This is a genomic window from Variovorax sp. HJSM1_2 (assembly GCF_049316285.1).
In the GTDB taxonomy this organism is placed as follows: domain Bacteria; phylum Pseudomonadota; class Gammaproteobacteria; order Burkholderiales; family Burkholderiaceae_C; genus Rhodoferax_B.
Genome location: NZ_JBMOXA010000001.1, coordinates 218,385 through 232,145 on the forward strand (window position 1 = coordinate 218,385; position 13,761 = coordinate 232,145).

Annotated in this window: 16 protein-coding genes; 9 read left to right on the top strand and 7 right to left on the bottom strand. The window is 62.2% G+C overall.

What is annotated here, in order from left to right; all coding sequences use genetic code 11:
• The first annotated feature begins 19 nt into the window (after positions 1 to 19).
• Positions 20 to 436, top strand: a complete 417-nt coding sequence (locus tag ACFQ95_RS00975; protein ID WP_422828916.1) for a nuclear transport factor 2 family protein — start codon at positions 20 to 22, stop codon at positions 434 to 436.
• 74 nt (positions 437 to 510) lie between these two features.
• A complete protein-coding gene (locus ACFQ95_RS00980) occupies positions 511 to 1,212 on the top strand; it encodes a DUF899 family protein (protein WP_422828917.1) in 702 nt (233 codons plus the stop codon).
• A 22-nt stretch (positions 1,213 to 1,234) separates the two neighbouring features.
• Here the strand turns inward: ACFQ95_RS00980 and ACFQ95_RS00985 are convergent, their stop codons facing one another.
• Together ACFQ95_RS00985 and ACFQ95_RS00990 are read right to left on the bottom strand one after the other, a co-directional pair.
• The gene (locus ACFQ95_RS00985; RefSeq protein WP_422828918.1) at positions 1,235 to 1,681 is read right to left on the bottom strand and encodes an OsmC family protein; all 447 of its coding nucleotides are present in this window, start codon (positions 1,679 to 1,681) and stop codon (positions 1,235 to 1,237) included.
• A gap of 60 nt (positions 1,682 to 1,741) precedes the next feature.
• The gene (locus tag ACFQ95_RS00990; RefSeq protein WP_422828919.1) at positions 1,742 to 2,818 is read right to left on the bottom strand and encodes a flavodoxin family protein; all 1,077 of its coding nucleotides are present in this window, start codon (positions 2,816 to 2,818) and stop codon (positions 1,742 to 1,744) included.
• A 142-nt stretch (positions 2,819 to 2,960) separates the two neighbouring features.
• Between ACFQ95_RS00990 and ACFQ95_RS00995 the strand changes: the two genes are divergently transcribed.
• The 3 genes from ACFQ95_RS00995 (at position 2,961) to ACFQ95_RS01005 (ending at position 5,009) form a co-directional block, all read left to right on the top strand.
• The gene (locus tag ACFQ95_RS00995) at positions 2,961 to 4,151 is read left to right on the top strand and encodes a PLP-dependent aminotransferase family protein (RefSeq protein ID WP_422829222.1); all 1,191 of its coding nucleotides are present in this window, start codon (positions 2,961 to 2,963) and stop codon (positions 4,149 to 4,151) included.
• Positions 4,152 to 4,271: 120 nt separating this feature from the next.
• Positions 4,272 to 4,526 carry a hypothetical protein gene (locus ACFQ95_RS01000; protein WP_422828920.1) on the top strand — a complete coding sequence of 85 codons (255 nt, stop codon included), beginning with the start codon at positions 4,272 to 4,274 and terminating at the stop codon, positions 4,524 to 4,526.
• 138 nt (positions 4,527 to 4,664) lie between these two features.
• Positions 4,665 to 5,009 carry a DUF6172 family protein gene (locus ACFQ95_RS01005; RefSeq protein ID WP_422828921.1) on the top strand — a complete coding sequence of 115 codons (345 nt, stop codon included), beginning with the start codon at positions 4,665 to 4,667 and terminating at the stop codon, positions 5,007 to 5,009.
• Positions 5,010 to 5,012: 3 nt separating this feature from the next.
• On the opposite strand, the gene ACFQ95_RS01010 is transcribed toward ACFQ95_RS01005, so the two are convergent.
• Both ACFQ95_RS01010 and ACFQ95_RS01015 read right to left on the bottom strand, forming a co-directional pair.
• Positions 5,013 to 6,302 (bottom strand): DEAD/DEAH box helicase, encoded by a 1,290-nt coding sequence (locus ACFQ95_RS01010; protein WP_422828922.1) that lies wholly within the window; start codon positions 6,300 to 6,302, stop codon positions 5,013 to 5,015.
• Between the two features lie 33 nt (positions 6,303 to 6,335).
• On the bottom strand, positions 6,336 to 6,563 hold the full coding sequence (locus ACFQ95_RS01015) for a hypothetical protein (RefSeq protein WP_422828923.1): 228 nt from the start codon (positions 6,561 to 6,563) through the stop codon (positions 6,336 to 6,338).
• A gap of 235 nt (positions 6,564 to 6,798) precedes the next feature.
• Here ACFQ95_RS01015 and ACFQ95_RS01020 point away from each other — a divergent pair, with 235 nt between their 5' ends.
• The 4 genes from ACFQ95_RS01020 (at position 6,799) to ACFQ95_RS01035 (ending at position 10,328) form a co-directional block, all read left to right on the top strand.
• Complete coding sequence (locus ACFQ95_RS01020; protein WP_422828924.1) at positions 6,799 to 7,818, top strand: aldo/keto reductase; 1,020 nt, start codon at positions 6,799 to 6,801, stop codon at positions 7,816 to 7,818.
• 27 nt (positions 7,819 to 7,845) lie between these two features.
• A complete protein-coding gene (locus ACFQ95_RS01025; RefSeq protein ID WP_422829223.1) occupies positions 7,846 to 8,217 on the top strand; it encodes a translation initiation factor Sui1 in 372 nt (123 codons plus the stop codon).
• 31 nt (positions 8,218 to 8,248) lie between these two features.
• A complete protein-coding gene (locus ACFQ95_RS01030; protein WP_422828925.1) occupies positions 8,249 to 8,650 on the top strand; it encodes a DUF3224 domain-containing protein in 402 nt (133 codons plus the stop codon).
• Positions 8,651 to 8,723: 73 nt separating this feature from the next.
• The gene (locus ACFQ95_RS01035) at positions 8,724 to 10,328 is read left to right on the top strand and encodes an alkaline phosphatase D family protein (protein WP_422828926.1); all 1,605 of its coding nucleotides are present in this window, start codon (positions 8,724 to 8,726) and stop codon (positions 10,326 to 10,328) included.
• A gap of 122 nt (positions 10,329 to 10,450) precedes the next feature.
• On the opposite strand, the gene ACFQ95_RS01040 is transcribed toward ACFQ95_RS01035, so the two are convergent.
• The 3 genes from ACFQ95_RS01040 to ACFQ95_RS01050 form a co-directional block, all read right to left on the bottom strand.
• Positions 10,451 to 10,609, bottom strand: coding sequence for a hypothetical protein (locus tag ACFQ95_RS01040; protein WP_422828927.1), 159 nt, complete (start codon positions 10,607 to 10,609; stop codon positions 10,451 to 10,453).
• Positions 10,610 to 10,782: 173 nt separating this feature from the next.
• Positions 10,783 to 12,423 (bottom strand): SpoVR family protein, encoded by a 1,641-nt coding sequence (locus ACFQ95_RS01045; RefSeq protein WP_422828928.1) that lies wholly within the window; start codon positions 12,421 to 12,423, stop codon positions 10,783 to 10,785.
• A gap of 36 nt (positions 12,424 to 12,459) precedes the next feature.
• Positions 12,460 to 13,731, bottom strand: coding sequence for a YeaH/YhbH family protein (locus tag ACFQ95_RS01050; protein ID WP_422828929.1), 1,272 nt, complete (start codon positions 13,729 to 13,731; stop codon positions 12,460 to 12,462).
• Positions 13,732 to 13,761: the final 30 nt, after the last annotated feature.

The following is a 13,761-nucleotide window of genomic DNA, read 5'->3' on the forward strand; positions in this document are numbered from 1 at the left end:
TCAGCCTTGGAGAATTGAAATGGCGCATACAAACAATTCAAGTAAAACGCTGCTCGACTTGGAGACCCGGTTCTGGCAGTCCATGGTGGCGCAAGATACCGACACTGCTATCGGTTTGCTGAGCAGCCCCGCCCTGATGGTGAGTGCCCATGGTGCTCTGAAATTTGACCACGCGGCCTACCGCAAGATGGCCGAGCAGGGGGCCATGGTGGTGACTTCATTTGAGCTGAAAGATACACAGGTCTTGTTTCCCAATGAGACCACTGCCGTGCTCAGCTACCGCGTTAAGCAGGGCCTGGCGCCGCGTGGCCAGAGCGAGGGCGAGAGTGTTTTCCAGGAGATGCACGACAGCTCGACCTGGATCAAGAGCAATGGTGACTGGAAGTGTGTCATGCACACCGAGTCGCCGGTGGACGGCAAAAACCGCCCACATTGAGGCGCCCTCAGGCCCGGGTTGCGGGGCTGCTGGGTTTTGTGTAATGCCTAATGGAATTCGTCTGGAGCAGCGTTATGGACCAAGATCTCGCCTCGGCCACCATACTCGCCAGCAAAGCGAAAACACCGTTCCCCGGTGCATCGGCCGAATACCAGGCCGCACGTGAAGCGCTGCTGGCCGAGGAGATCGAATTCCGCCGCCATATGACACGCGTGGTTGAACAGCGCCGCGCGCTGCCGCCCGGGCCCATCATCAGCAAAAACTATCGCTTCAAGGACGAACAGGCGTTTGAGGTTGGGCTGCTGGATTTGTTTGGCGACAAACAAACCCTGGTGAGTTACTTCTGGATGTATGGCCCGCAACGTGAGCGGCCTTGCCCCATGTGCACCAACTGGCTTGGTGCGGTGAACGGCAATGCGGCGGACATCAAACAACGTGTGGCGCTGAAGATTCTGGGGCGCTCGCCGGTGGAGCGGCAATACGCATTTGCGCAGCAGCGCGGCTGGCGCGACCTGAACTTTGTGCAGACCGTGGGCGACGACTACGCGCTGGACCTGGGCATTCTGCGGCCCGATGGCAGCGAATACCCGGCTTTGACGGTGTTCCAGCGCGATGGTGACCAGGTGCGGCTGTTCTGGGCCAGCGAGATGACCCAGGACATGGCCGACCCGGGCCAGGACCCGCGGGATGCGCCAGACATTGCGTCGCTCTGGTCCATGCTGGACCTCACGCCCGAGGGACGCGGCACCGACTGGTATCCCAAGCTGCACTACTGAGCCGGCGCCGGCAGGTGTTGCCTCAAGACTTCGCCGCTTCCAGCGTGGCTTGCAGGCTGATCTCCGGCACGCTGGCCAGGGCCTTGGAAAGCGGGCAGTCGCGTTTGGCGGCCGCAGCGATTTCCTGGAAGCGCGCTTCTTCCAGGCCGGGCACGCTGGCCTTCATGGTCAGTGCAATGCGGTCGATCACAAAACCTTCACCCTGCGGCGTCAGCCGCACCTGGGCGCGGGTGTCTATGGTGGACGTGGGGAAGCCGGCTTTTTCACAGGCGAAGGAAAACGCCATGGTGAAGCAGGCCGCATGTGCCGCGCCCAGAATCTCTTCGGGGTTGGTGCCACGCCGGTCGTCGCCAAAACGGCTGGCAAAGCCGTAGGGATAGTCCATCAGGGCGCCGGTTTCGGTGCTGATCTGGCCGGTGCCGCTTTTGCCCGAGCCGTTCCAGATGACGCTGGCTGATTTTTCGCTCATGGTGAGTCCTTCAAGGGTTGGGTGGTTTGGGAGGGGATGTGGGAGCGGCTTTAAAACTGCCTATTTGGTGCGTGGTTTCTTCAGATGCCGGTCTGGCGGGTTTAGCTTTCCGGCGCGCAAATCTTTCACGGCTTGCACCACGGCGCGCGCCACGTTGCGCACCTCTTCCTGCACAGCCTTGTCCTTGTCCAGCGTTTCGTGGGCGTTGTAGTAAGGCTCGTAGTAACCGATGTAGCGGTCCAGCTTGGCGGCGTTGCCGCTGTCTATCAGTCCCATCCAGTCAAGCCAGTCGGTGAGGTTGCGCCGGTGGACCTCTATGCCCGCCACATCACCATGCACCACCACGCCATAGGCGCGGCCGGCCAGGTGTTTGGGGTAATGCCAGCCGCGTTGTTCGATTTGTTTGGCTTCCAGCAGATGTTTGCCATGGGTGCTGGTCGGGTCGGGGTTGCCGCCATCGGCGCAGACCAGGCGGTCTATCATTTGTTTCAGCGGGCCGGGCGACTGGTACCAATAGGTGGGCGCCAGGATGACCACGCCGTGGGCCGCCACCCAGCGTTCATAAATCTCGGCCATCCAGTCGTCAGCTTGATTCAGCGCATGATTCGGATAACAACTACAGGGCCAATGGCACAGTGGCATGGTGCTGGATGCACAACCCTTGCAGGGGTAGATGTTGACACCGTATTCGGACGTGACCAGGCTCAGGTCGAGTACATCGGCTTGCATGCCAGCACGTTCGACCACACGCTTGGCCATTTCAGTGAAGCGCCAGGTCTTGGAGATTTCGCCGGGGCAGGTGCCATCGTTGCGCGCGCTGCCGCAGACCAGCAACACGCGGGAGGGGGCATCGCTGTCGCTCCAGCGTTTTTGCGCGGCTTTCAGGCGTTTGCGGGTTTCCAGCCATTCCACTGAAATTTCGTAGCTGGGGTCTTTGAATCCCCGGCCCGCCGGTTTGGTCAGGGGCGCCTTGCGGCCTTCTTTCAGCGCCTCCCAGGCGATGGCCTCAAGCCGTGCAATGGCCTCTTTTTCGCCCGCAAACGCCGGGTCGCAAAAGTGCCCGGTGAAGCGTTCGTGGAACTGCTCGCGCGACAGCGGGCCAGGCGCTTGGCCGGTGCGAATTTTGTCTAGGCTCATGCACTTATTGGGCCTCGCCGCTGCGGGCCCGGATGTAGTCCTTTGGCCCGTTTGGCTGCGGTCCTGCGAGATGGGCGAGAATGGGCGTCTTCTCGCTTCACCTTGCTTCAAGCCAGCCAACGCCATGTCTTTGCCACCATCTCTGCCGTTTGCCGACCGCCTCAACAACGTTGAAACCTCCGCCATACGCGAACTCTTCAAGCTGCTGGGCAAGCCCGGCATCATCAGTTTTGCGGGCGGCTTTCCGGACAGCGCGATGTTCGACGTGGAAGGTATACGCGAAGCCAGCCAACTGGCGCTGAGCCAGGACCCCGGCAGCGCGCTGCAATACGGCGCCACCGAAGGCTATAACCCGCTGCGCGAGCAGATCGCCAGCTTCATGGCGCACAAGGGGGCGGCCGACGTGAAGCCCGAGGGCTTGATCGTCACCACCGGCAGCCAGCAGGCGCTGGACCTGCTGGGCAAAACCATGATCGGCCCGGGCGACAAGGTGATTGTGGAAGGCCCGACCTTCCTGGCCACCATCCAGTGCTTCCGCCTGTATGGCGCAGAAATCATCTCGGCCCCCATCGATGCCGACGGTGTGCGCACCGATGTGCTGGAGGCCTTGATCGCCGAGCACAAGCCCAAGTTCGTCTACCTCATCCCGACCTTTGGCAACCCCAGCGGTGCCACCCTGTCGATGGCGCGGCGCAAGAAGGTGCTGGAGCTGGCCGTGCAGTACCAGACCCTGGTGATGGAAGACGATCCTTATGGCGACCTGTATTTCGACGAAGCACCACCGCCCAGCCTGCTGGCCTTGAGCGCCGGTGTGCCCGGCAGCCGCCAATGGTTGGCGCACTGCGGCAGTCTGAGCAAGGTGCTGAGCCCCGGCCTGCGTGTGGGCTGGATGATTGGCCCCGAAGAACTGCTGGCCAAGGCCACCATGTGTAAACAGTTCAGCGACGCGCATACCAGCACCTTTGCCCAGGCGACCGCTGCGCAGTACCTCAAGGCCGGCCGTATGCCCGGCACGCTGGCCAAGGTGCGCCAGGTGTATGCCGAGCGCGCCCGCACCATGGGCCGGGCCTTAAAGAAAGAGCTGGGCGACGCCATCACCTTCACCCAGCCCGGTGGTGGTCTGTTCTTCTGGGCCAGCCTCACCGGCGCCCACGGCAAGGTGGACGATGGTGCGGTGCTGGCCAAACGCGCGATTGAAAAGGGCGTGGCCTTTGTGCCCGGCGCGCCGTTTTATGCGGCCAACCCCGACCACTCCACACTGCGCCTGTCGTTTGCCACGGCCGATGTCGCCAAGATCGAAGAGGGTGTGGCCCGTCTGGCTGCTGCGCTCTGATTGTTTGAGAAATAGGCCTCTAACGCCTGCTGAATAAGCGCAAGCTGCTGCGAAATATGTAGCGACTGTGTGTGTGTGTGGCTTGTCGGTCAGCGTTGAATCCATGAAAGTGAACCCAGCATGAATGGCCGCGCCATTGAAACCCGAGAGTACAAACTCTTCCCCTCGCCGCGCAACGAGTACCTGGAGGTGTTCGCACACAAGGTGTTTGTGCCTTACCCCTATGACTTGATCGACCTGCCCAGCTTTAACCTCAAGGGCAAGTTCACCTTGTTTGCGGCCTGCCGCCTGTCGGACATGAAGATGGGCCAGATGGCCAGCTTTGAGTTGCCGGAAGACGCCAACAAGTTTGAGGCCGACTTCAAGCCGGATTGAGCCGCTGCCCCAGGCAGGCTTTGCCAAGGTGCAGGCTGTTGAGGGGCATCTTGGCCGGGCGGGGTGACACGCGCCGCATTGGTGCCATACTCCGCCTCCGTTTTCCCGTTTCCCTGTTTCCCGTTTGAAAGTACCCCTATGCGCAAGACCTTCCAACTCCGCCCCGAAGGCAAGAACCCTGACCGGGTGCTGGACGCGGTGAAAAACGAGGTGCGCAAGTATCTGAAACGCGAGCGCCGCCACGAGCTGCCAGAGGGCAGCGATTACTGGGACTTTGATTGCCGCAGCGGCGCCGATGCCGGCAGCGCGGTGAGTGTGCATGTGGCCGAGTTGATCGGCGCACTCGATGCCGCCTTCCAGGAAGGCGCAAGCCAGCACTACCTGGAAATTCTGGCCCGTCCGGCCAAGCGTCGACCACGTGATCCTGCCGCCGGTGGCGTCCTGGCCAACAGCCTGGACGACAGCGACGACGCGGAAGACTGATCTTCAGGACGGTTTGCCTGCGGCCGCAGCGGCTGCGCGCAGCTTGTCTTTTTTGCTTGGGCGCTTGCCCTTGATGCCGCCGGTGCCATGCGGATCGGTCAGCGAAGGGGCGACAGGCGCCAGCGTTGCCGTAGGTTCAAATCCGGCGATCTGCTCGCGTGGCACACGTTGGCGCTGGTGTTTTTCAATCAGCCGGAAGTGGGCTTCGCTGGCGGCGTTGACGAAGCTCACTGCAATGCCGCTGGCGCCCGCGCGGCCGGTGCGGCCTATGCGGTGCACATAGTCGGTAGCCGAGCGCGGCAGGTCAAAGTTCACCACCACCGGCAGGTGTGCGACGTCGATGCCGCGTGCGGCCAGGTCGGTGCTGACCACCACTTCCCAGCGTTTTTCCTTGAGTTCGGCGAGCACCTGTTTACGCGCGCCCTGGCTCAGGCTGCCATGGAAAGCGGTGGCGTAAATGCCGGCTTTGTAGAGTTTTTCGGCCACGTGTTCGGCGGCATATTGCGTGGCGACAAACACCAGCACGCTGCTCCAGCCGTTTTCTTTGATCAAGTGGCGCAGCAGCTGCGTGCGGCGGGCGTCGTCCACCTCGATGGCGCGTTGGCTGATGTCTGGCGCTTGTTCTGGTGTGTTTTCAATCGCGATACGCACGGGCTCGTTCAGCAGGCCACGCGCCAGCGTTTCCACTTCGGGCGCAAAGGTGGCCGAGAAGAACAAGGTCTGGCGTTTGGCCGGCAGCAGCGCCAATACGCGTTTTAATTCTTCGGCGAAACCGAGGTCCAACATGCGGTCGGCCTCGTCCAGCACCAGATGCTGCACCTCACCCAGGCGCAGGGCGTTGTGCTCCACCAGATCGAGCAGACGGCCGGGCGTGGCCACCACCACATCGGCGCTGCCACGCAGCGCCATCATTTGCGGGTTGATGGAGACACCACCAAACAGCATGGCGACCTTGGTGGGGTGTGGCAACTGCTGTGCCAGGCCATGCAGCACCTCGCCTACTTGTGCGGCCAGCTCGCGCGTGGGCACCAGCACCAGCGTGCGCACGACGCGGATCTTCGGCCTGATGGAGGCATTGGGGTCGGCCGAGCGTGGCGCTGGCTGCAACATTTGCAGCAGCGGCAAAGCGAAGGCAGCGGTTTTGCCTGAGCCGGTCTGGGCCGTGGCCAACACGTCGGCGCCGCGCAGCACTGCGGGAATGGCCTGCCGCTGGATCGCTGTGGGTGTGTTGTAGCCACGCGCGGCGGCGGCAAGTACCAGCGCCGGCGTCAGGCCGAGAGAGGAAAAGGGCATGGGGAGAGTGTGGAGAAAAAGAGGAGGGCCGACTCAAGGCGAGCGGTGCAGTCTCGGTGCCGAGAGCAGCACCAGATTATCCTCTACCGCGCGATCCACGTCGCGCCAACGGCCCACCAGCTTGCCGGTGACCATGGCCATCTGCAGTGCCTGCAGGTCTTTGACGGTGGGTGCGACCTTGATTTGCGCCACGGCGGCATTGGTGTTGCCACTTTTGATGATGGCCAAGACCTTGCCCGCCCATTCACTGGTTTTTGCCATAGCGTTGTCCTTGACGTCTGTCGTTCTGAAAGACGCGACTTTACCCGGCATGGCAAATCCCGGCACGGGTGTGGGCACCGGGTCGACGGGAGGCGGCAACGCAACACAATGTTCTCAATGGGTTGCCGCTTGGTGCGCAGGGGTGTTTCTGCGTCGGGCGCTGTGAAAGCCCGCAAATTGCGCGAAACTGGCTGCCGTTTCAGTCTCAATCCAACTAGCAAAACGGAGTCTGCCCATGCAATACCGCGCGCTCGGCAAAAGCAATCTGCAAGTTTCGGCCTTGTGCCTTGGCACCATGATGTTTGGCGACCAGACCGCCCAGGACGAAGCGGCCGCCATCGTCGCCGATGCACATGCCCAGGGCATCAACTACATCGATACCGCGGACGTCTACACCCATGGGGCCTCCGAGCGCATGCTGGGCGGGCTCATCAAAGCGCAGCGGCACGACTGGGTGTTGGCCACCAAGCTGGGCAACAGCATGGCCGGCAGCGGCGACACGCGCCCCAACCAAGGCCACTACAGCCGCAGCTGGATGTTGCATGAGATCGACGCCAGTCTGCATCGTCTGCAGACCGATTACGTCGACATCCTCTACATGCACCGCGATTTCAACGGCATGGATCTGGAAGAACCGCTGCGTGCGCTCGATGCCATGCTGCGCGCGGGCAAGATCCGCTACTGGGGTGTATCGAACTTTCGCGGTTGGCGCATAGCCGAGATGGTGCGTATGGCCGCTGCATTGGGCATGCCCGGCCCAGTGGTGTGCCAGCCGTATTACAACCTGCTCAACCGCATGCCCGAGGTGGAAATCCTGCCTGCGTGTGCGCACTACGGCATTGGTGTGACCTCGTACAGCCCGATTGCACGGGGTGTGCTCACCGGCAAATACCTGCCCGGCCAGGCGCCCGCCAGCGACACGCGTGCAGGCCGTGGCGACAAACGCATGGCACAAACCGAGTTTCGCGAAGAGTCGCTGCAGATCACGCAGCAGCTGAAGCTACACGCCGAAGCGCGCGGCATCACGGTGGCCCAGTTCGCCACCGCCTGGGTGCTGGCCAACGCCGCCGTCAGTTCGGTGATTGCCGGGCCGCGCACCTTGGCGCAATGGCAAAGTTACAGCCCGGCAGTGTCTTACCAATGGACCGCCGAAGACGAGGCGCTGGTGGATTCACTGGTGCCTGCTGGCCATCCGTCTACGCCGGGCTTTACCGACCCGGCTTATCCTCTGCATCCTCGATTGAAGAAAGTTTGAGTCTTGAAGGCAAAGTCATCTACAGGTTTGGCGGGCTTGAGCAGCCTGAGCGGCCTGGTCTATTCCACCGACAACGGCCGCATGTGCCCCGACTGTCGCCAGCCCATGGCTTCCTGCCAATGCAAGGCGATTGCGGCCGCCCAGGCGGTGCCGGCCGGCGACGGCATTGTGCGTGTGTCGCGCGAAACCAAGGGGCGTGGTGGCAAGGCTGTCACGCTGGTCAAAGGTGTGCCGCTCAACGCCGAGGAACTGCAGGCACTTGGCAAAAAGCTCAAGTCTGCGTGCGGCAGCGGCGGCACAGTCAAAGACGGCGTGATCGAAGTGCAGGGGGATCACTGCGAACCAGTGATGAAGCTCTTGCAAGCCCAAGGGTTCAAGGTGAAGCGCGCGGGCGGATAGTCTTTGAATTCAACTTTTTGAAAGCTGCGACATGACCAGCACAAAACAGGCACAGGGCGCTTTTGAAGTCGTCCTCAGCCCCGCGCCCCTGAGTGAAGTGGCAGGCAAAACCGGTCTGGGCCGTATGTCCCTGGATAAAAAATTCAGCGGTGATCTGGTCGCCACCAGCCAAGGCGAAATGCTGGCTTTTCGCAGCGCCACGCAGGGCTCTGCCGGTTATGTGGCGATGGAGTTGGTCACGGGCACGCTGCATGGGCGCAGCGGCTCGTTTGTGCTGCAGCACAACTCCAGCATGACGCGTGGGGTGCCGCAGCAGTCCGTGACGGTGGTGCCCGATTCCGCCACCGCCGAATTGGTGGGCCTGACGGGCAGGCTGGTGATCAACATCACCGAAGGCCGGCATCTTTATGTGTTCGACTATGTGCTGCCTTGAAGACTGGCATTCAAACTGCCTTTGTGGTTTGTGCCATATGCCTGGGAAGCTGCGAATTTTGTAGCAAATGAACATGCCGCGAGCAGGATTGAATCGACGTGAATGGCTGCAGTGTGTGCCGGCCCTGGCCAGCGGCTTGTGGCTGCCGACACACGCGCAGACACGGCCCGTGTGGCAGGCCAACCCCTTCGCCCTGGGCGTGGCCAGCGGTGCACCGACTGCGAGCGGCATCGTGCTCTGGACACGCCTGCTCGGCCCCTTGGCGCAAGACCTGCACGACGCACTAGAGGTGCGCTGGGAAGTGGCACACGACGCGCAGTTTCAGCAACCGGTGCAGCAGGGGCGTGTGGCGGCGGTGGCGGCGCTGGCGCACAGCGTGCATGTGGAGGTGAACGGCCTGGCGCCGGACCGCTGGTACCACTACCGCTTCATGGCCGGTGATGCGGTGAGCGCCGTGGGCCGCTGCCGCACGCTGCCAGCACCCGGGGCCAATGTCGCCCGCCTGCGCCTGGCCTATGCCTCGTGCCAGCGCTGGGAGCAAGGCTACTTTTCGGCTTACCGCCACATGCTGGCCGAAGACCTGGATCTGGTGCTTTTTTTGGGCGACTACATCTACGAGACCACCAGCCAGAACGCGGTGGTGCGCGGCTTTTCCCAAGCGCAGCCCGAGGTACTACACCCTGCCAAGACCTTGGCTGGTTATCGCGCGCGTTACGCCGCGTACAAACAAGATCCCGACCTGCAGGCCATGCACGCGGCCTGCCCGTGGCTGTTGACCTGGGACGACCACGAAGTGCAAAACGACTACGCCGGTCTGCAGCAGGGGCGCAGCGGCACACCAGTGGCCGACTTCGCGGCCCGCCGTAGCGCCGCCTATCAGGCGTATTACGAACACCAACCCTTGCGTGCGGCGGTGTTGACGCGTTCGCTCGCCGGGTTGGCGCAGGGCGCGGAGATGCGCCTGTATGGCGCCACGGCGTTTGGCCGGCTGGCCAATCTTGCGCTGCTGGATGCACGCCAATACAAGGACCCACAAGCCTGCAATGCCGATGGCGCAACCGGCTCCAGTGCGCTGGACCCACAAGGCTGCCCGGCCTGGGACAACCCCGCACGCACCCTGCTGGGCGTGGCCCAGGAGCAATGGCTGGATGCACATTTGGCCACGCAAAGCACAGGCCAAACCACCTGGACCGTGATAGGCCAGCAAAGCCTGTTTGGTGCGCGCCGCCTGCGCCCCGCGCCCGAGGCCCGCTGGTGGAACGACGGTTGGGACGGTTATGCCGCGGCACGCAGCCGCCTCACGCAAAGTCTGCAACGCAGTGGCGCCGCCAACCCGGTGCTGCTGGGCGGCGACGTGCACGAAAACTGGGTGGGCCATGTGTTGGCCGACTACGCCGATCCGCGCAGCAAGCGCCTGGGTGTGGAGTTCTGCGGTACCAGCCTCACCTCGCTGGGCGGCACCGACGTCAGGGCGCAACGGGTGCTGAAGTACAACCCGCACTTCGTGTTTGCCGAGGCTGAGCGGCGGGGTTACGGCGTGGCTGAATTCACACCACAGCAGTTGCAGGTGCGTTTGCGTGTGCTCGACGACGTGGCGCGGCCCGATGCAGGCGTGAGCACCTTGGCGCAGTTTGCCGTGGCGGCGGGCCAGCCGCAGGTGTTGCGCACGGGCGGATGAGCTTGCGGCCGCCGTTGATCTTCTTGGCTGGGTAGGAAAAATGCCTTCGGCGCTTATTTGCTAAGCGCAGCTTGCTCTTTTATTGAGAGCATTTGAAGGCTGCTGGTCAGAGGCACAAGCGCTCAGTCAGGGTCGCGTGACAGCAGCGAGCCCGCAAACATGCCTGCTCGACCGGGCGCGACCGGCTGGTGCGATGGCTTGAGCAGCCCGCGCAGACGCATGGCCAGAATGCTGACCAGAGAGCGTGGCGCGCTGCCGGTTCGGGTGCGAACTGGGATCATGGAAAACTCCGGAAAATAATCAATAAACGGTATATACAGTTTATATAGTTGTATTGGAATGTCCAGGCAACAGGTCCACGCGACAGCGACCGTTGTGATGCAGCGTCACTTTTGGCACCTTCGCGACGCCAATTCGGACCGCCAAGATCCGCTTGCAGGCTTGCCGTGCAGGCCTATTCGTCGCTGCGGCGGCGTTTTTCGTTGCGGTGCTCGGCCACCAGTTCCATCTTGCCCTGGGCGTTTTCGCGCTCCAGGCGTACGGTAAAGCCCCACAGGTAGGCCAGGTGTTTCATCACCGTGGCACTGGTGTCGCCCAAGGGGCGGCGTTGATGGGCGAAGTGGCGCAGTGTGAGCGAGCGGTCGCCGCGCAGGTCGACGTTCCACACCTGGATGTTGGGCTCGCGGCTGCCCAGGTCGTATTGCTCGGCCAACTGCTGGCGTATGGCGCGGTAGCCCATGTCGTCGTGGATCATGCGCACTTCGAGCTTGGCGCGGGCATCGTCGTCGAGCACCGAGAACAGGCGGAATTCGCGAATCAACTTCGGCGACAGATACTGTGCGATGAAACTTTCGTCCTTGAAGTTTTGCATGGCAAAGTCAAATGTGTCGCGCCAATTGGAGCCGGCGATATCGGGGAACCATTCGCGGTCTTCTTCGGTCGGCTCTTCGCAGATGCGGCGGATGTCGCGCCACATGGCAAAGCCCAGGGCATAGGGGTTGATGCCGGAGTAGTAGCGGCTGTTGTACGGCGGCTGGTAGACCACATTGGTGTGCGACTGCAGAAACTCCATCATGAAACCGTCGCTCAGCGCACCTTCGTCGTACAAGGTGTTGAGCAGGGTGTAGTGCCAGAAGGTGGCCCAGCCCTCGTTCATCACCTGGGTTTGGCGCTGAGGGTAGAAGTATTGGCCGATTTTGCGCACGATGCGCACCACTTCTCGTTGCCAGGCTTCTAGCAGTGGGGCGTGTTTCTCTATGAAGTAGAGCAGGTTTTCTTCGGGCTCCGCGGGAAAGCGTTTTTCGACCCGGCGCTCGCTGGCCTCGGTTTCGGCGCGTGGCGGCAAGGTGCGCCACAGGTCGTTCACCTGCGCCTGCAGGTACTCCGCACGTTCGGCCTGGCGCAGGGTTTCCTTTTCCAGCGACAGCCGGGGCGAGCGCTTGTAGCGGTCGACGCCGAGGTTGACCAAGGCGTGGCAGGCGTCGAGCAAACGTTCCACCGCTTCCACGCCATGACGTTCCTCGCAGTCGGCGATGTAGTTTTTGGCGAACACCAGGTAGTCGATGATGGCGTCGGCGCTGGTCCACTGGCGGAACAGGTGGTTGCCTTTGAAAAACGAGTTGTGGCCGTAGGCCGCATGGGCGATTACCAGCGCCTGCATGGGCAAGGTGTTCTCGTCCATGAGGTAGGCAATACACGGATCGGAGTTGATCACGATCTCATAGGCCAGGCCCATCTGGCCGCGCTTGTAGCGATTTTCAGTCGACAGGAAATGTTTGCCGAAAGACCAATGGTGGTAGTACACCGGCATGCCTATGGAGGCGTAGGCATCCATCATCTGCTCGGCGCTGATGAGTTCCAGCAGGTGTGGGTAGCAGTCCAGCCGGTAGCGTTTGGCGACGCGGCCAATGGCTTCGTCGTAGGCCTCTATGGCTTCAAACGTCCACTCCGAGCCGGCGGGCAGCGGGTAGTTCGGGTTGGCGGCTTGCGAAGGTGTTGCCGTGGGGGGCTTCGCGGATTCTCCAGCCGCCACGGCGGGTTGTGGTTCTGCTGGAGCAATGGAACTGGCCGAGGGTTTGTCCGTCGATTGAGGCATGGCGCGCTTTCGGTGGGAGCGGTCGCGTGGGTGTGTTTAGGCGCGGCGTTTGAACAGCTCGCGAAACACAGGGTAGATATCGGCCACGGTGGCGATGCGCTCCATCGCAAATTTATCGTTGTGGCTGCTTTTGATCTGGGCGTATTCCTCCCACAGGTTTTGCGGCGGACCGTCGGTGATCTCTATGTAGGCAAAGTACTGCATCAGCGGCAATATGGATTGCTCCAGCAGCGCGCGGCACTTGGGTGAATCGTCGTGCCAGTTGTCGCCATCCGACGCCTGCGCGGCGTAGATGTTCCACAGGCTGCTGGGGTAGCGCGCGGTGACGATTTCGTGCATCAGGGTGAGCGCGCTGGACACCACCGTGCCGCCGGTTTCGCGCGAAGTGAAGAAGTCGTCTTCATCGACTTCGGTGGCGAGTGTGTGGTGGCGGATGAACACCACCTCGATGCGCTCGTAGTTGCGCGTCAGGAACAGGTACAGCAGCATGAAGAAACGCTTGGCCACGTTCTTGCGGCCTTCGTCCATGGAGCCCGACACGTCCAACAGGCAGAACATCACCGCCTGGGTGGTGGGCTGCGGAATGCGCACGCGGTTGTTGTAGCGCAGGTCGAAGGTGTCGACAAACGGCACGGCTTCTATCCTGGCGCGCAGGTGGGCGATGTCGCGGCGCGCTTGTTGCACCTCGGGGTGGTCTTCGGCCAGGGTTTCCAGCAGCTCCTTGAGCTTGGCTTCAAGCTCGCGCAACTGCGCGCCATAAGGCCCGGCAATGGCCACACGCCGGCCTGCAGCACCACGCATGGTGCGGCCCAGGTTGATGTTGGTGGGGACGCCGGTCTGCACGTAGCCAGCACGGATGCGCCGGTACTGGTCAATACGCGCGAGCTGCTGCTTCACCAGGTGGGGCAGCTCCATCTCATCAAAGAAGATGTCTAGGAACTCATCTTTGCTGAGGGTGAAAACGAATTCGTCCAGCCCCTCGCCATCTTGGCTGGCCTCGCCTTTGCCGGTGCCACCCGCACCGCCGCCGGGGGGGCGGTCCACCTGGTCTCCGCGGTTGAAGCGGTCGTTGCCCGGCCGCACGGTTTCCCATACGCCGCCACGGCCATGTTCAAACTGCGGCTCACCAATGTCTTTGCCGGAGATGCCGATCTTTTCGCCGCTGTCGAGATCGCGCACGCCGCGCTTGTTCACAGCATCGGCCACCGCTTTGCGTATCTGCCCTTTGAAGCGCTGGATGAAGCGGCTGCGGTTGACCGAGCTTTTATGTTTGCTGTCGAACCTACGATCTACGATGCGCACCGTCATGCAGAAACCCCTTTAAAAAGGTCGTCAACA